Origin of the sequence: Pseudomonas sp. BIOMIG1BAC, from assembly GCF_001705995.2 — a bacterium.
Classification (GTDB): Bacteria; Pseudomonadota; Gammaproteobacteria; order Pseudomonadales; family Pseudomonadaceae; genus Aquipseudomonas; species Aquipseudomonas sessilinigenes.
Window position 1 is genome coordinate 3,108,264 of sequence record NZ_CP049045.1, and the last position, 14,867, is coordinate 3,123,130.

Below are 14,867 nucleotides of genomic sequence, written 5' to 3' on the forward strand. Positions count from 1 at the left end.
CTTCAGCTTTTTGGCGGGAACTGCGGCAGCGAGTTGATGACCGGGTTGCCGTCGCGGTTGCGGGTCAGGTACACCGGCAGCACCTTGGGCAGCGAGCTCAACAGGCTCTTGATGTCCCGGGTGTTGTAGATACCGCCGACGCGAATCTGGCCGGTATGGCTGTCAGCTACCTGTGCCGGCAGGTCCAGGTAGCGATTGATCAGTGGCAGGGCATCGCTGAGCGCCAGGTTGTCGAGCACCAGCTTGCCATTGCGCCAGGCCAGGGAGCTGTCGTTGCTGTAGGTCTGGTTGATCTGCGGTGCATAGTCGCCAGCCTTGTAGTTGGCCTGCATGCCCGGTTCCAGGCGAAAGCCCTCGCCAGGTTGGGCAGTATTGCTGGACACCAGCACCGAACCTTGCAGCAGGGTGACTCGCACCTGGTCCTGATACATCCACACGTTGAACTGGGTGCCAGTGACCTTGACCTGGCCACTGGCAGCCTTGACCACGAACGGATGCTCGCTGTCGTGGCTGACCTTGAAGAACGCCTCGCCTTTTTTCAGGGTGACCCGGCGTTGATCCTTGTAGTTGCTGTAGACCAGGGCGCTGCCCAGGTTCAGCTCCACCTGGCTGCCGTCGGCCAGGACTACCGTGCGCAGGCTGTCGCCGGCTTCGAAGCGTTCGTAGGAGGAGGGCAGCCAGCCCAGTTCCCACCCGCTGTAGGCCGCCAGGGGCAATGCACACAAGGTGATCGCCGCCGCTACTCCATAGCGTTGCCAGGTGCGGCGAGGTGCGGGCCTGGCCGGGGCGGGGGGCTGGGTCAGCGCCGAGGCCGGCAGATGATCGGCCACCTCCCAGATCTCGCACATCGCGGCATATTCGAAGGCGTGCACGGGGTCGGCATCATGCCATTGCTGGAAGGCGAGGCGCTCGGCATCGCTGCAGTCAGGCTCATGCAGGCGCATGCACCATTGGGCGGCAGCTTGAGTGATGGCGTCGTATTCGGCTTCTGAAAGGATCTGTTCGGTCATTGACTCTTCCTGATTTCGCGCATTCTACCCTCCAGGGCAAGCGTTGTAGAACAGTCATCATGCTATTGGCCATCAAAGTGAACTTATTTTCATTCGTCTCGCCCTAAAAACACGTTGTGTAGAGAAAGTATCGACAAATGGAGATGGAACATGATGAAGCACACACTGGCCGCATTGTTTGCCTGCACCACCCTGTTGGGTAGCTCTGTCGCCCTGGCGGATCATCCGCAGGCGGGCTGGATCACCATCGAGAAAGCCATCGAGACCGCCAAGACCAAGGCCGGTTATGTGGACATCTACAAGATCGAGGCGGACAACGACGGTTACTGGGAGGGTGAGGGGCGTAAATCCGACGGTAGTGTCTATGAGTTCCGGATTGACGGGACATCGGGGAACATCCTGCGTGATCAGAAGGACTGACCGTACTTGCCCACAGGCAGGATCTGCCGTTGCCTAGCCTGGGGCCTACCGCCTGCACACGGCTCGTATCGGGCCGTGCACAGGCTGCCACAACCGTTGTAGGCCGTGGCCCGGACTGGTGGTTGACAGGCCCGGGCCACGGCGTTGTTTAATCGTCGAGTCATGCGCTGTAGCCCCCTCCAATAACTATTCTGGAGCTTCAGATGTCTGCCTCGTCCCCGCTTGTTGAAACCCCCTGCGAATACCTGTCCTTGCCCGCTTTGGTGCAGTTGCTGCAGGCGATTCTCCAGCGCCATGGCTGCAGTGCCGAAGTGGCACGCTGTTTGGCGCAGAACTGTGCCGTAGCCGAACGTGACGGCTCCCACAGTCACGGCATATTCCGTATCCCCGGTTATATCTCGACCCTGGACAGTGGCTGGGTCGATGGTCGGGCCCTGCCGGTGGTGGAGGACGTGGCCCCGGCGTTCGTCCGGGTCGATGCCGCCAACGGCTTTGCCCAGCCGGCCTTGGCTGTCGGTCGCGAACTGTTGGTCCGCAAGGCCCGCGCCGCCGGGATCGCGGTGCTGGCTATCCGCAACTCGCATCATTTCGCCGCACTCTGGCCGGACGTCGAACCTTTCGCCGAAGAAGGGCTGGTGGCCCTGAGCGTGGTCAATAGCATGACCTGCGTGGTGCCCCATGGCGCCGACCGTCCGTTGTTCGGTACCAATCCCATCGCCTTTGCCGCGCCCCAAGCCAAGGGCCAGCCCATTGTCTTCGACCTGGCCACCAGCACCATCGCCCACGGTGATGTGCAGATTGCCGCAAGCAAGGGAGAGCGCTTGCCGCCTGGCATCGGGGTGGACAGCCTGGGACAGCCGACCCAGGACCCCAGGGCGATCCTCGAGGGTGGCGCCTTGCTGCCCTTTGGCGGCCACAAGGGGTCGGCGCTGTCGATGATGGTGGAGTTGCTGTGTGCGGGACTGACCGGAGGCCATTTTTCATTCGAGTTCGACTGGTCCAATCATCCGGGAGCCAAGACGCCCTGGACCGGCCAGTTGCTGATCGTCATCGACCCGAGCAAGGGCGGTGGGCAGGATTTTGCCGAACGCAGCCAGGAGCTGGTGCGACAGATGCATGCAGTAGGCCTCAAGCGCCTGCCGGGAGAGCGCCGGCATTGGCAGCGTGCGCGTTCGCAGGAGAGGGGGATCGCCATTGCCTGTGAGCGGTTGGAGCAGCTAAGGGCGTTGGCGCAAGGTTGAAGTCAGTCGAACCAGGGCCAGGCACTTGGCGCCTGGCCCTGATGATGGGCTCACGTTAGGAGCGACGGCCCAGTAGCAGGCCGACCACCAGGCCGACGCCGGCGGAAATGGCCACGGTCTGCCATGGATGGCCACCGATGTACTGTTCGGTGGCATCGACCACCGGCTTGCTGCGTTCACGGACGCTGCTGACCGAGTCCAGGGCTTGCTTGAGTTTGAGGCTGACCTGGCGGCGCAGGCTTTCACCTTCTTCGCCCACCAGGGCGGCACTGCCCTTGAGCAGCTTTTCGGACTCTTCGATCAGCGCCTGCAGCTCGCTGAATGCCTGGTCCTTGATTTGATCGTTTTCCGCTTGCGCGGCAGATTTACGAGCCATGAAGTAGTTCCTTGTCGATGTGGCCTTGATGCAGTGTACATGCGCACCGTCGAGGCGCGCCTGTGCTCCGGTGTCGCCCATAGCCAGCAGCGGTGCCGGATCGATGGGATAGCAAGCAATGGAGTCGTGTGCCGAGACAAAAGTTGCAGCTGTTTTGCTCTCCACCCGCCAGCCCGAGATAAAACCGCAGCGCCTACAGTGTAAGATGTCGCCTATTTTACGCAGTAGGAATTTCCCATGAGCTTCAATCTGGCTAACAAGACCCTGGCCGAGCGCGCCGCCATCGAGGATGAGAAATCCCGCCTGTTCGAGTTATGGCAGAGCAACCTGGGCAAGGCCAAGGGCGAGGCCGCGCGCTTGTTCGGCGAACGTAGCAAGCGCAAGGGCAAGTGGGCCGAGTGGGTCCGCGCGGAGCTCGACGGCATGTCGCCGCCGGAGTTTTCCAACATGGTGCGCAGTGAAGTCAATCGCCTGATGGCGGCGAGCAAGTAAGCGCGAAGCTCTCGACGATCGCTTCGCGTACCTTCAGCAACAACGGGTCGATCTGCGGGCTGGTACGCCAACCCAGCTCGATCGGATAACGCGGCAGTGCCAGCGGGCACGGCAGCAGCTGCAGACCGGTGAACTGGGCAATGCTCCTGGCCGCATGGGCCGGAATGGTGGCTACCGCCTGGCTGCCCTTGAGCAGGAACGGCAGGGCGGCAAAATGCGTGGTCGAGGCGCACACCTGGCGACTGAGCCCCAGATCGGCCAAACCCTCGTCGGTGATCCCGATGAACCCCTGTGACGACACCAACAAATGTTCGCGTGCGACGAACTCTTCGATCTCCATCCGCTCCTGCCCCGGGGCGAGGCTGGCCGGGTCCGCCAGGCATAGGTAATGACCCTCTCCCAGGACCTGGCGGCTGAGCATGCGCTGGGCGAAGCCCCCGGAACTGATGGCCAGGTCGACACTACGCTGCAGCAATGCCTCGGCGACGATCTGGCTGTGGGTCTGGCGAAAGATCAGCCGCAACCTGGGCGCTCGTCGCGCCACGGCCTCGATCAGGCGCCGGCCATAGGCGATCTCGAAATCATCCGACAGGCCAACCGTCACCGACCGCCCTCGATAGTCGGCGCTGTCCGGGGCGACCATGGCCAGGCTCTGGCGACACTTGTTCAAGGCATCGCTCACCACCGGCTTGAGTTGATTGGCCTTGAGGGTCGGTGCCAGGCCGCGCCCGGTGCGCACGAACAACTGGTCGCCATACAACTCCCGCAGCCGGCGCAATGCTGCGCTCATGGCCGATTGGGTGACGCCCAGGCGCAGCGCGGCACGGCTGGCGCTGGATTCATCATGCAATGCCTCGAAGGCCTTGAGCAGGTTGAGATCGACACTAGCGATATTCATCTGGTTCATATCATTAAGCATTGGCTTGGGGTTTATCGATGATCAGCGGCCGCTGGAGAATGCGCAATACCTGATCGCCGAAGGAGTCACCCCATGCCCAAGTCCATAGTCGCCGCCCTGCAAATCGGAGCCCTGCCAGGGGGCAAGGGCGAAACCCTGGAACAGATCCTGTCCTATGAAGGCGCCATCATCGAAGCCGGTGCCCAGCTCGTGGTGATGCCCGAGGCCTTGCTTGGGGGTTACCCCAAAGGCGAAGGCTTCGGCACCCAGCTGGGCTATCGCCTGCCAGAGGGGCGTGAGGCCTTCGCCCGCTATTTCGCCAACGCCATCGACGTACCCGGCGTGGAGACCGAGGCCCTGGCCGGGCTATCGGCCCGCACCGGAGCCAACCTGGTGCTGGGGGTGATCGAGCGCAGTGGCAGCAGTCTGTACTGCACCGCACTGTACTTCGATCCCCAGCAAGGCTTGGTGGGCAAGCACCGCAAGCTGATGCCCACCGGTACCGAGCGGCTGATCTGGGGCAAGGGCGATGGCTCCACCTTGCCAGTACTGGATACCCAGGTCGGCAGGGTCGGTGCAGTGATCTGCTGGGAAAACATGATGCCGTTGCTGCGTACGGCCATGTATGCCCAGGGGATCGAGGTCTGGTGCGCACCGACGGTGGATGAGCGCGAAATGTGGCAAGTGAGCATGCGACATGTGGCTCACGAGGGGCGTTGCTTCGTGGTCAGCGCCTGCCAGGTGCAGGACTCGCCCGAAGCGCTGGGCCTTGAGGTGGCCAACTGGCCTGCACAACGGCCGTTGATCGCGGGAGGAAGTGTCATCGTCGGGCCCATGGGCGATGTCCTGGCCGGGCCGTTGGTCGGTCGTGCGGGCTTGATCAGCGCGCAAATAGACACCGATGACCTGGTCAAGGCCCGCTATGACTACGACGTGGTCGGCCACTATGCCCGCCCGGATGTGTTCGAGCTGAGCGTGGACCAGCGACCCCGTCCAGGGGTGCGCTTTACCTGAGAACGCTCGTCGGCGAGTTCAGTTGCCGCCATTCCTCGCGGGTGATTTCCCAGATGTGCTGGGGGAACCGCCCGCTGACGAATTCACCATTCGCACTGTGCACCAGGCGCATCCCGCCGCGCTCGGATATCCGCCGTGAGCCCTGGTTGGGCGCGGCCTTGGGCACGCGCATCAGCGGTTGCTCCAGCACTTCGAACCAATAGTGATCCACCGCCTGGCAGGCCTCGCTCATGTAACCGTGGCCCTGCCATTGCGGAGCCAGCCAGAAACCACGGTTGTTATCGGGCTCGCGCATCAGGCTGATGCTGCCGATCATTTGCCCCGGTTCCTCGCGCAGGCGAATGGTCCAGTGCCATTCCTCGCCCCGAGCCGTGGCCGGCAAGGCCATGTCACGGACAAAGCTCAAGGCGCCATCGACCGGGTAGGGCCAGGGCACGTTGGCATTGAGGTAGCGCACCACTTCCCACTGTGGAAACAGGTTCTGGATGGCACCGGCGTCTGCCAGTTCCAGGGGCCGCAGCAGCAAGCGCGGGGTGGTGAGCGGCGGTACGGGGTCGGTCATGATCATGGCTCCTTGTGGGTTTTGCCGAGCACCAGGTGTTCGCTGAGGAAGTCGACGAAGACTCGCAATTTTGGCAGTAGCTGTCGACTACCAGGCCAGAGGATCGAGAACTTGCCGCGCTCGCCCTGGTAGTCGTCCAGTACCGAGACCAGGCTGCCGTCGGCCAGGGCGCCGGCGACCACGAACTCCGGCACGTAGGCGATGCCCAGGCCCTGGGTCGCGGCGTGGATCAGCGCTTCGAGGTTGTTGCTGGTCAAGGCCTTGCCCAGCACCAATGGCGGTGCGCCTTCGGGCAAGCGCAGGCGCCAGACCTGCATCTGGGTGCCGGCGGGGAACCTGTAGCGCAGGCAGGCATGCTGCTCCAGGTCCTGCGGGGCCTGCGGCATGCCGCGTTGGGCGAAGTAGCCCGGGGCGCCAACCAGCACGAAACCGAACGGTCCGAGGCTGCGCGAGCGCAATTGCGAATCCGCCAGCTCGCCGCTGCGGATCACTGCGTCGAGGCCTTCGGCGATCACGTCGACCATCCGGTCGTTGAAATCCAGGTCCAGTTCGATGTCCGGGTAGCGCGCGGAGAACTCCGGGAGGATCGGCAGCAGCATGCGGTAGCCGATGGCTGGCAGGCTGACCCGCAACCGCCCCCGGGGTTTGTCGCTGATCCGCGCGAGCTCGGCTTCGGCTTCCTGCACCTCGTCGACGATGCGTTGGCCACGTTCGTAGAACAGCGTGCCTTCGTCGGTCAGGCTGATCCGCCGGGTGCTGCGGTTCAGCAGGCGCACGCCGAGCCGTTGTTCCAGGCGGGCCAGGGCCTTGCCCACCGCCGAGGCGGAGAGTCCCAGGCGTTCGCCGGCAGCTACCAGGCTGCCGCTCTGCACCACGCAGACAAACACTTGCAAGCCGTTCAGGTTATCCATGGCGACCTCGATTAGAGCCTTTTTGTCCGTAAAGACCGGAATACTGCCCCGTTTTTCGCCTATTGCGGCACACCTACCATGAATTTTTTAGCTGACCCTGGTTGCCAGGAGGTAGAGGTGCCCGTGAATCCTGAACTTGAATTGACCCTGGGCTCGCCGGCCCGCAGTGGCGAACGCGCAGCCCAAGGCGTGCTTGCCGCGGTGTGCCTGGCAGCCTTGATGCTGCCCTTGACCTTTGTCGGGGTGGCGGTGGCGACCCCGGCCATCGGCCGTGAACTGGGTGGCAGCCCGCTGGAACTGAGCTGGACCACCAACGCCTTCATGCTCAGCTTTGGCAGCGTGCTGATGGCTGCCGGCACCCTGGCCGACGAATTCGGCCGCAAACGCCTGTTCAGCCTTGGCGTGGCGTTGTTTGCCCTGACTTCCCTGGCCCTGGTGTTCGCTCCGTCGTTGTTGTGGCTCAACCTGCTGCGCGGCGTCCAGGGGGTGGCCGGCGCGGCTGCCCTGGCCGGCGGTTCGGCGGCCCTGGCCCAGGCGTTCGATGGCCCGGGCCGGACCCGTGCCTTCAGTTTGCTGGGCACCACCTTCGGGGTCGGCCTGGCCTTCGGGCCGATCCTGGCCGGGGTGTTGATCGAGCATGCCGGCTGGCGCGGGATCTTCGTTTCCGGCGCCTTGATCGGGGTCCTGTCCCTGGGTTTTGGCGTGCCGCGCATGGTCGAGTCTCGCGATCCCGAGGCCAGGGGCGTGGATTGGCCCGGCACCTTGAGCTTCACCCTGGCCCTGGTGCTGCTGACCTGGGGCATCCTGCAAGCCCCGCAAAGCGGTTGGGACAGCCCGCTGGTCCTGGCGTTGCTGGCGGGGTCGGGTCTGGCACTGTGGGTGTTCGTGGCCGTGGAGCGTCGGGCGGTGCGACCGATGCTCGATCTGTCGCTGTTTCGCTACCCGCGTTTCGTCGGGGTCCAGGTGCTGCCTATCGCCACTTGCTACTGCTACGTGGTGCTGCTGATCCTGCTGCCGATCCGCTTTATCGGCGTGGAAGGCTACAGCGAGATCGAGGCGGGGCTGCTGATGATCGCCTTGTCTGCACCGATGCTGGTGGTGCCCTTCGCCGCGGGTTGGCTGAACCGTTGGTTCAGCGCCGGCAAGCTGGCGAGCCTGGGTCTGGTGGTGGCTGCTGGCGGGCTGTTCTGGCTCAGTTGCGGCAGCGTAGGGCAGGCCCCCATGGAACGGGCCTGGCCGTTGCTGGTGATCGGTCTGGGCACCGGGCTGCCCTGGGGCTTGATGGATGGGTTGTCGGTGAGCGTGGTGCCCAAGGAGCGGGCGGGCATGGCCAGCGGCATCTTCAGCACCACGCGAGTGGCGGGCGAGGGTATTGCCCTGGCCCTGGTGGTGGCTTTGCTGGCCGGCCTGTTGCAGCACGCCCTGGACCAGGTGCAGGTCCGGGGCGATACCGCGTTGCTGGCGGCTCGGCAACTGGCCGGAGGCGACCTGGCGGCCAGCGCGGCCGCCTTGCCGGAGGTTGCCCGCGAACGCTTGCTGGCCTTGTATACCGGGGCTTTCAGCCAGTTACTGCAGGTGCTGGTGGTGATCACCTTGCTGTCGGCCCTGGTGGTGCGAGTGGCGCTGCATGAGCCGCGCCGCACGCCGGGTCAGCGGAACTCGAAGAACTCGTAGTGCAGGTTGGCCTCGGGAATCCGGCATTCGTGCATCAGTTCCCGGACTCGCCCCAGCAGGCCCTTGGGCCCGCAGAAGCTGACCTGGATCTGTGCCGGATCGGTTTCCGCCGCCGCGCGCTTGAGGGTCTGGGCCAGGGGTTCGACGCCGCCGCTGTTGGCGACGAAACCGACACCGCGGGCCTGGGCCATGCCCTGCAAGGCATCGACGCTGGGGAAGGCCCGGGACGGGTTGTAGCAATACACCAGTGTCGCCCGGTCGAGCTGGCCGGCCGCCTGGTCCTGCAGCCAGGCAATGAACGGCGAGATGCCGACACCGCCACCGATCCAGATTTCCCGGGCGGCCTGTAGCGGGCGCTTGAAGCGACCATAAGGGGCGTAGATATCGGCCAGCATGCCGACCTTGACCTGCTTGTGCAGCCGCTGGGTGTAGTCGCCCAGGGCACGGATCACGAACTCGATGCGCCCGTCGTGGGCCTGGGCGCTGGCAATGGTGAAGGGGTGGGGTTCGCGCAAGCCCTTTTCCTGCATTGCCAGGAAGGCGAACTGTCCGGCCTTGAAAGGAAAGCCGCGGCCCTGGGGGATCAGCTCCAGATGCAACGAGTTGCGCTCGATGCGCACGGCAGTTACCTGGTATTCGCCAGCCTTGGCCAGGAATGGGTAGAGCAGCAGCTTGTACAGCGCCCCCAGGACGCCGAGCACACACAGCAGGCCGAGCCAGATGCCTGACGGGTTGTCCAGGGCGATGGGCGACTTGAAGCTCAGCCAGTGCAGGATCACCACCAGGAACAGCGGTCCGGACAGCTTGTGCCACCAGCGCCATTGGCAGTAGGGAATGTTGCGGTTCAGGGCCAGGAGGACGATCAGCCCCAGGGCCACGTAGCTCAACTGGCGCACCATGCGCGTCCAGTACTTGGACAGCTCGAGGATCGGCACGCTGTTCCATTCGTCCAGGTTGGCCTTGAACACCAGGTGATAGCTGGCGAAGGCCAGGGCCCAGATGCCCAGCCATTTGTGGGTCTCGTACACCCGATCCAGGCCGCCGAACAGCCGTTCGACCCAGCGCCAGCGGCTCGACAGCAGGCACGACAGGGCCATGTAGGCCAGGGCGGCGCTGCCCAATACCAGGCTCAGGGTGGCGGACGTCAGCCAGGTCTGGCTGGGAATTTCCATTAGCAGGGTGAAAGTGGTGATCAGCAGGACGCCGACGATCGTATGCCAGGTTCTCAAGGGTGCATGACTCCGGTGAGCAAATGCCGTCAGGGCAAAAGCATCGCCGCGACGGTACAGCGAATAACGACGATGCAAGGAACGATGTGCTGTGCTGCGACTAAAGTTGAATATGACAGGATTGGTCGCGCAACAGCATGCAATTCTAGCCTGTAGCGCTGATTTCATGCTGATCTGTATCAGCGGCCTCATTGTTTTGGTTGTTGAAAATGATCGACTATCAATCGCATTTTCATTCATTCGCGCAACGGACTGTGCTGTGCAGGCCGCAACGTGCGTCTAGCAGACCTTGGCCCCGCAGCCGTATCGGGGCCCGTGACGATGAGCCAGACCATGCAAGCGCTGTTGAACCAGATTCTCGATGAAGTCCGCCCCCTGATCGGCCAAGGCCGGGTCGCCAGCTACATTCCGGCCCTGGCGGACGTGCCGTCCAACCAGCTGGGCATCGCCGTCTATGGCAACGATGGCCAGGTGTTCAGCGCCGGTGACGCCGACACGGCATTTTCGGTGCAGAGCATTTCCAAGGTTTTCAGCCTGGTACAGGCCATCGGTCATTCCGGCGAGGCGATCTGGGAGCGGTTGGGGCACGAGCCTTCCGGGCAGCCGTTCAATTCCCTGGTGCAACTGGAGTTCGAACGGGGGCGGCCGCGCAATCCGTTCATCAATGCCGGGGCCCTGGTGATCTGCGACATCAACCAGTCGCGCTTCGCGGCGCCGGCCTTGTCCATGCGTGATTTTGTCCGACGCTTGTCCGGCAACCCCCACGTGATGGTGGACGGTCGGGTGGCCGAGTCGGAGTACCAGCACCGTGCGCGCAACGCGGCCATGGCCTACCTGATGCAATCCTTCGGCAACTTCCACAACGATGTCGAGGCGGTACTGCGCAGCTACTTCAGCCATTGCGCCTTGCGCATGAACTGCGTCGACCTGGCCCGGGCCTTCTGTTTCCTGGCCAACGATGGCTTCTGCAAGCACAGCGGCGAGCAGATCCTGAGTCGCCGGCAGACCCAGCAGGTCAACTCGATCATGGCCACCAGCGGCTTGTACGACGAGGCCGGCAACTTTGCCTATCGGGTCGGCTTGCCGGGCAAGAGCGGGGTGGGCGGCGGGATTGTCGCGGTGGTGCCGGGGCAGTTCACGGTGTGCGTCTGGTCGCCGGAACTCAACACGGCCGGCAACTCGCTGGTGGGCATGGCCGCCCTGGAGTTGCTCAGCCAGCGTATTGGCTGGTCGGTGTTCTAACGGGGCCTACCAGCTGCCTGCGGGGCTCGCCAGGCTGATCTGTCCGCGCTCGATGAAACGCTGGGTACCGAACAGCCCACCGGCCAGTTTGCCGCGCAGCACGTAGGGCAGGTTGTCCAGGCTCTGGGTCTGGCTCAGGCCCAGGGTCTGGCGCAATACCGAGAAGGCCGAGACGCTCACCGGGATCACCAGGATATCCTCGGCGTAGCGGCCGATATGCCCTTGCTGGTCGCTGACCCCGGATGCCAGCGGCCGGCCGTTGACCTCCAGGTCCAGGGCCACGCCGTTATAGTCGATAGGGGTTTCGTTGGGGTTCTGCAAGCGCAGCTTGATGGCGAAGCGCATCTCCAGTTCCTGGCTCGGCAGCGGCTCGATGCCGACCACGTTGATCGCCAGCGGATCACGCTGGGGCAACAGGGCACAGGCGCCCAGGCTGAGCAGGATCAGGGACAGGGCGATGAGTTTGTGCATGGGCTACCTACTGGCGATGGGAGTGAATAACCACGGCGTCGCTACAGGGCTTGCGCTCGACGTTCCGGCTATTGTCGAGCTTGCCACAAGGCCCCAGGGGGCCTTGCTTGACGCACGCAGGATAGACGCCGTTGCGCCTCAGGAGTTCGCCTTGGCGTCCCGGTCCGGGTCCTGCATGACCTTGAGGGTCGCAGCTTCTGGGTCGAATTCGTCTTCTTCCAGCTCCAGGAACTCTTCGGGCAGGAAGATATTGAGGAAGATCGCGCAGAAGGCACCGACAGTGATCGGCGATTCGAAGATGTTGTGCAAGGCCTTGGGCAGTTCGCGCAGCACCTCGGGCACCGCCGCCACGCCCAGCCCCATGCCTAGGGAAATCGCCACGATCAGCACGTTGCGCCGGTGCAGGCCGGCCTCGGCGAGGATCTTGATCCCGGCCACCGCCACGGTGCCGAACATGATCAGGGTCGCGCCGCCCAGCACTGGCTTGGGCATCAATTGCAGCACCGCCCCGATCACCGGGAACAGCCCCAGCAGCACCAGCAGCCCGGCGATGAAGTAGGCCACGTAGCGACTGGCTACGCCGGTGAGTTGGATCACGCCGTTATTCTGGGCGAAGGTGACCATCGGCAGGCTGTTGAACACCGCCGCCACCGCCGAGTTGAAACCATCGGCCAGCAGGCCGGACTTGATGCGCTTGATGTACAGCGGGCCCTTGACCGGCTGCTGGGAAATCATCGAGTTGGCGGTGAGGTCGCCGGCGGCCTCCAGTGGCGAGATCAGGAAGATCACTGCCAGGGGGATGAAGGCAATCAGGTCGAAGGAGAAACCGTACTTGAACGGCACCGGAATACTCACCAGAGGCACTTCGGGCATGGCTGCCATGTCCACCCGGCCCAGCATCCAGGCCACCAGGAAGCCCAGGGTCAGGCCGATGACGATGGAGCCCAGGCGCAACATCGGATTGTTGAAGCGGTTCAACACCACGATAGTCAGCAGCACCAGTGCCGCCAGGCCCAGGTTGCTGGCGGCGCCCAGGTCGCTGGCGCCATAGCCGCCGGCCATGTCGGTGACTGCCACCTTGATCAGCGACAGGCCCATCAGGGTGATGATGGTGCCGGTGACCACCGGGGTGATCAGCTTGCGCAGCTTGCCGATGAACTGGCTGAGGAACATCTCGATGAAGGCGGCGACGAAGCAGATGCCGAAGATGGTCGAGAGGATCTCGTTGGTGTCGCCACCCCGGCCCTTGACCATGAAACCGGCGCTGAGCAGCACGCTGATGAACGAGAAGCTGGTGCCTTGCACGCACAGCAGGCCCGAACCGATGGGCCCCAGGCGCCGGGCCTGGACGAAGGTGCCCAGGCCAGAGACGAACAGCGCCATGCTGATCAGGTACGGCAATTCGCTCTCAAGGCCTAGCACGCCGCCGAAGATCAGGGTCGGGCTGATGATGCCGACGAAGCTGGCCAGCACGTGCTGCAGGGCAGCGAAGATCGCCGCGCTGAAGTGTGGCCGATCGTTGAGGCCATAGATCAGGTCTGACTTGTAGCGGGGAGGGGAGTGTTCGGATGCGCTCATGAAGGAAGGCCTGCCAGTGGCACGTGGATACAACGGGGGCACGCGCCGGAAAGTGGACGGGACTTGGGCCCAAGAGCTGCCATCAGCAGGCATCCAGGGACCCGGTCGGAAAAAATGGAGGCGCAGGATGCCAGAAAGGGGCGGCTCTCAGAAGGGTAACCGGGCATAAAAGCGCAACTTTGTTGCGATACGAAAGATACTGTTTCTCATTTGCCTTTATGGAATAATCCGCGTCCCCGATCTGCGGACCGCCCCTCGATGCTGCCGATACCCAGCCTGCTGCGCAGCTTTCAAGAGCACTACGACGACCTGCTGAAGTTTCTCACCCGGCGCATGAACGACCGCCAGCGGGCGGCGGACGTGGCCCAGGACACCTACCTTAAACTGCTCAAGGTCGAGCAGCAGGCGCTGGAGGTCCAGAACGATCGTCGCTTCATCTTTCGCGTGGCCGGCAACCTGGCCATCGACACCTTGCGTCGCGAACAGCGTCAGGGGGCCACTCTTGGCGATCCTCTGGAGCATGTCGAGGTCGTGGACCCGGCCCCGGCTCCAGAGGCGGTACTGCTGGCCAAGGAGCGCCTGGAGGTGCTCGACCAGGCTCTGCAACAGCTGTCCGACAATGCGCGCCAGGCCCTGCTGCTCAATCGCCTGGAGGGCCTGACCCAGGCCCAGATCGCTGTGCGGCTGGGCGTTTCCGAAAGCATGGTGGCAAAATACATCGGCCAGGCCCTACGCCATTGCCGCGACTGGCTGCAACAGCACCATGAATGACTCCTTCCAGCGCGCTGCCGACACCCCCATGACCGAAGACTCCGAGAACCTCGACGACGCCGCCATCGACTGGCTGGTGCTGCTGCACTCCGGCCAGGCCACCGCGGCCCAGCGCATGGCGTTCCAGCAATGGCGCCAGCGCAGCCCGGCCCACACCCGGGCGGCGGATGAGGCGCAACGGCTATGGGGTGACCTGGGCCAGACCCAGGCTGCACAGCAGCACCCGCAGGCTGCTCGCCCGGCAGCCAGGTCCCATCGCTGGTGGCCGGCGCTGGCCGCTTCGCTGCTGCTGGCCCTGGGCAGCGCCATCGGCTGGCAGCAATGGCCGGCCTGGACCTCGGACTACCACACCGGCGTGGGCCAGCAACAACACTTGACCCTGGCCGATGGCTCGCGGGTGATCCTCAACAGCGCCAGCGCCTTGTCGCTGGCTTATTCGGCGGATGAGCGGCGGGTGATCCTGGAGCAGGGCGAGGCGCTGTTCGAGCCACAGGCCGATGGGCAGCGACCGTTTGTGGTTCAGGTTCGTGACCAGCGCCTGCAGGGTGCGGGCGGAGCGTTCAGCGTGCGCCGCGATGGCGACCGGCTGACGGTGGTGGTGCGCGAGGGCCAGGTGCAATTCACCGGCGATCATGCCCCGGTACTGCTGCAGGCCGACCAGCGCCTGCAGTACCAGGCCGGCCAGCCGCTGCTGGCCCAACAGCAGGTGGATGCCAGCAGCCTGACCGCCTGGCAGCGCGGCAAGTTGATTTTCAATGGCCGGCCCCTGGGTGAGGTGATCGGCGAACTGGAGCGCTACCAGCATGGGCGCATCCTGGTTTCCGACCGGCAATTGGCGGACCTGGCCATCAGCGGCGTGTTCGACCTCAACGATCCCCAGGGTTCGCTGCGCACCTTGCAGCAACGCTATCCCTTGCAGATCACCTACTTGCCCTGGCTGGCACTGCTGCACTGAATTTTTTTGCAGTGGGGACTGCA

Annotated in this window: 16 protein-coding genes; 8 read left to right on the forward strand and 8 right to left on the reverse strand. The window is 64.0% G+C overall.

Translation table 11 applies throughout. The features are described from left to right. Positions 1-2 precede the first annotated feature (2 nt). Positions 3-1,010 carry a FecR family protein gene (locus tag ATY02_RS14775; RefSeq protein ID WP_068587034.1) on the reverse strand — a complete coding sequence of 336 codons (1,008 nt, stop codon included), beginning with the start codon at positions 1,008-1,010 and terminating at the stop codon, positions 3-5. A gap of 150 nt (positions 1,011-1,160) precedes the next feature. Between ATY02_RS14775 and ATY02_RS14780 the strand changes: the two genes are divergently transcribed. Both ATY02_RS14780 and ATY02_RS14785 read left to right on the forward strand, forming a co-directional pair. Further along, positions 1,161-1,430, forward strand: a complete 270-nt coding sequence (locus ATY02_RS14780) for a PepSY domain-containing protein (RefSeq protein WP_068587036.1) — start codon at positions 1,161-1,163, stop codon at positions 1,428-1,430. 203 nt (positions 1,431-1,633) lie between these two features. Then, complete coding sequence (locus ATY02_RS14785) at positions 1,634-2,671, forward strand: Ldh family oxidoreductase (RefSeq protein ID WP_068587038.1); 1,038 nt, start codon at positions 1,634-1,636, stop codon at positions 2,669-2,671. 55 nt (positions 2,672-2,726) lie between these two features. Here ATY02_RS14785 and ATY02_RS14790 read toward each other — a convergent pair whose 3' ends face one another. Next, positions 2,727-3,047: a DUF883 family protein gene (locus tag ATY02_RS14790; RefSeq protein WP_068587040.1), complete on the reverse strand. Its 321-nt coding sequence runs from the start codon at positions 3,045-3,047 to the stop codon at positions 2,727-2,729. 237 nt (positions 3,048-3,284) lie between these two features. Between ATY02_RS14790 and ATY02_RS14795 the strand changes: the two genes are divergently transcribed. After that, complete coding sequence (locus tag ATY02_RS14795) at positions 3,285-3,539, forward strand: hypothetical protein (RefSeq protein WP_068587042.1); 255 nt, start codon at positions 3,285-3,287, stop codon at positions 3,537-3,539. Here the strand turns inward: ATY02_RS14795 and ATY02_RS14800 are convergent. Further along, the gene (locus ATY02_RS14800) at positions 3,511-4,446 is read right to left on the reverse strand and encodes a LysR family transcriptional regulator (protein ID WP_068587043.1); all 936 of its coding nucleotides are present in this window, start codon (positions 4,444-4,446) and stop codon (positions 3,511-3,513) included. The genes ATY02_RS14795 and ATY02_RS14800 overlap by 29 nt on opposite strands. Before the next feature lie 84 nt (positions 4,447-4,530). Here ATY02_RS14800 and ATY02_RS14805 point away from each other — a divergent pair, with 84 nt between their 5' ends. Beyond that, the gene (locus tag ATY02_RS14805) at positions 4,531-5,451 is read left to right on the forward strand and encodes a carbon-nitrogen hydrolase family protein (RefSeq protein ID WP_068587044.1); all 921 of its coding nucleotides are present in this window, start codon (positions 4,531-4,533) and stop codon (positions 5,449-5,451) included. Here ATY02_RS14805 and ATY02_RS14810 read toward each other — a convergent pair. Continuing rightward, positions 5,444-6,013: a GNAT family N-acetyltransferase gene (locus ATY02_RS14810; protein ID WP_416220660.1), complete on the reverse strand. Its 570-nt coding sequence runs from the start codon at positions 6,011-6,013 to the stop codon at positions 5,444-5,446. The two genes, ATY02_RS14805 and ATY02_RS14810, sit on opposite strands and share 8 nt — an antisense overlap. A gap of 2 nt (positions 6,014-6,015) precedes the next feature. Continuing rightward, positions 6,016-6,924, reverse strand: coding sequence for a LysR family transcriptional regulator (locus ATY02_RS14815; protein WP_068587045.1), 909 nt, complete (start codon positions 6,922-6,924; stop codon positions 6,016-6,018). Positions 6,925-7,047: 123 nt separating this feature from the next. On the opposite strand from ATY02_RS14815, the gene ATY02_RS14820 reads away from it, so the two are divergent. Next, positions 7,048-8,598 (forward strand): MFS transporter, encoded by a 1,551-nt coding sequence (locus tag ATY02_RS14820; protein WP_068587060.1) that lies wholly within the window; start codon positions 7,048-7,050, stop codon positions 8,596-8,598. Here ATY02_RS14820 and ATY02_RS14825 read toward each other — a convergent pair. Continuing rightward, positions 8,574-9,827: a ferric reductase-like transmembrane domain-containing protein gene (locus tag ATY02_RS14825; RefSeq protein ID WP_068587046.1), complete on the reverse strand. Its 1,254-nt coding sequence runs from the start codon at positions 9,825-9,827 to the stop codon at positions 8,574-8,576. The two genes, ATY02_RS14820 and ATY02_RS14825, sit on opposite strands and share 25 nt — an antisense overlap. A 333-nt stretch (positions 9,828-10,160) precedes the next feature. Between ATY02_RS14825 and glsB the strand changes: the two genes are divergently transcribed. Then, the gene (gene glsB, locus ATY02_RS14830; RefSeq protein ID WP_068587047.1) at positions 10,161-11,069 is read left to right on the forward strand and encodes a glutaminase B; all 909 of its coding nucleotides are present in this window, start codon (positions 10,161-10,163) and stop codon (positions 11,067-11,069) included. 6 nt (positions 11,070-11,075) lie between these two features. Here the strand turns inward: glsB and ATY02_RS14835 are convergent, their stop codons facing one another. After that, positions 11,076-11,540, reverse strand: coding sequence for an LEA type 2 family protein (locus ATY02_RS14835; protein WP_068587048.1), 465 nt, complete (start codon positions 11,538-11,540; stop codon positions 11,076-11,078). Between the two features lie 138 nt (positions 11,541-11,678). Continuing rightward, complete coding sequence (locus ATY02_RS14840; protein WP_022644295.1) at positions 11,679-13,118, reverse strand: nucleobase:cation symporter-2 family protein; 1,440 nt, start codon at positions 13,116-13,118, stop codon at positions 11,679-11,681. A 258-nt stretch (positions 13,119-13,376) separates the two neighbouring features. On the opposite strand from ATY02_RS14840, the gene ATY02_RS14845 reads away from it, so the two are divergent. Then, complete coding sequence (locus ATY02_RS14845; protein ID WP_068587049.1) at positions 13,377-13,889, forward strand: RNA polymerase sigma factor; 513 nt, start codon at positions 13,377-13,379, stop codon at positions 13,887-13,889. Then, positions 13,882-14,844 (forward strand): FecR family protein, encoded by a 963-nt coding sequence (locus ATY02_RS14850; protein WP_068605536.1) that lies wholly within the window; start codon positions 13,882-13,884, stop codon positions 14,842-14,844. The genes ATY02_RS14845 and ATY02_RS14850 overlap by 8 nt, the downstream gene beginning before the upstream one ends. Positions 14,845-14,867: the final 23 nt, after the last annotated feature.

Excerpts from the sequence above, each read along its gene's own strand:
- ATY02_RS14835 (WP_068587048.1), bottom strand. The coding sequence starts at position 11,540 with ATGCACAAACTCATCGCCCTGTCCCTGATCCTGCTCAGCCTGGGCGCC.
- ATY02_RS14840 (WP_022644295.1), bottom strand. The coding sequence starts at position 13,118 with ATGAGCGCATCCGAACACTCCCCTCCCCGCTACAAGTCAGACCTGATC.
- ATY02_RS14800 (WP_068587043.1), bottom strand. The coding sequence starts at position 4,446 with ATGAACCAGATGAATATCGCTAGTGTCGATCTCAACCTGCTCAAGGCC.
- ATY02_RS14815 (WP_068587045.1), bottom strand. The coding sequence starts at position 6,924 with ATGGATAACCTGAACGGCTTGCAAGTGTTTGTCTGCGTGGTGCAGAGC.
- ATY02_RS14795 (WP_068587042.1), top strand. The coding sequence starts at position 3,285 with ATGAGCTTCAATCTGGCTAACAAGACCCTGGCCGAGCGCGCCGCCATC.
- ATY02_RS14790 (WP_068587040.1), bottom strand. The coding sequence starts at position 3,047 with ATGGCTCGTAAATCTGCCGCGCAAGCGGAAAACGATCAAATCAAGGAC.
- ATY02_RS14805 (WP_068587044.1), top strand. The coding sequence starts at position 4,531 with ATGCCCAAGTCCATAGTCGCCGCCCTGCAAATCGGAGCCCTGCCAGGG.
- ATY02_RS14775 (WP_068587034.1), bottom strand. The coding sequence starts at position 1,010 with ATGACCGAACAGATCCTTTCAGAAGCCGAATACGACGCCATCACTCAA.
- ATY02_RS14845 (WP_068587049.1), top strand. The coding sequence starts at position 13,377 with ATGCTGCCGATACCCAGCCTGCTGCGCAGCTTTCAAGAGCACTACGAC.
- glsB (WP_068587047.1), top strand. The coding sequence starts at position 10,161 with ATGCAAGCGCTGTTGAACCAGATTCTCGATGAAGTCCGCCCCCTGATC.
- ATY02_RS14850 (WP_068605536.1), top strand. The coding sequence starts at position 13,882 with ATGAATGACTCCTTCCAGCGCGCTGCCGACACCCCCATGACCGAAGAC.
- ATY02_RS14810 (WP_416220660.1), bottom strand. The coding sequence starts at position 6,013 with ATGACCGACCCCGTACCGCCGCTCACCACCCCGCGCTTGCTGCTGCGG.
- ATY02_RS14780 (WP_068587036.1), top strand. The coding sequence starts at position 1,161 with ATGATGAAGCACACACTGGCCGCATTGTTTGCCTGCACCACCCTGTTG.
- ATY02_RS14785 (WP_068587038.1), top strand. The coding sequence starts at position 1,634 with ATGTCTGCCTCGTCCCCGCTTGTTGAAACCCCCTGCGAATACCTGTCC.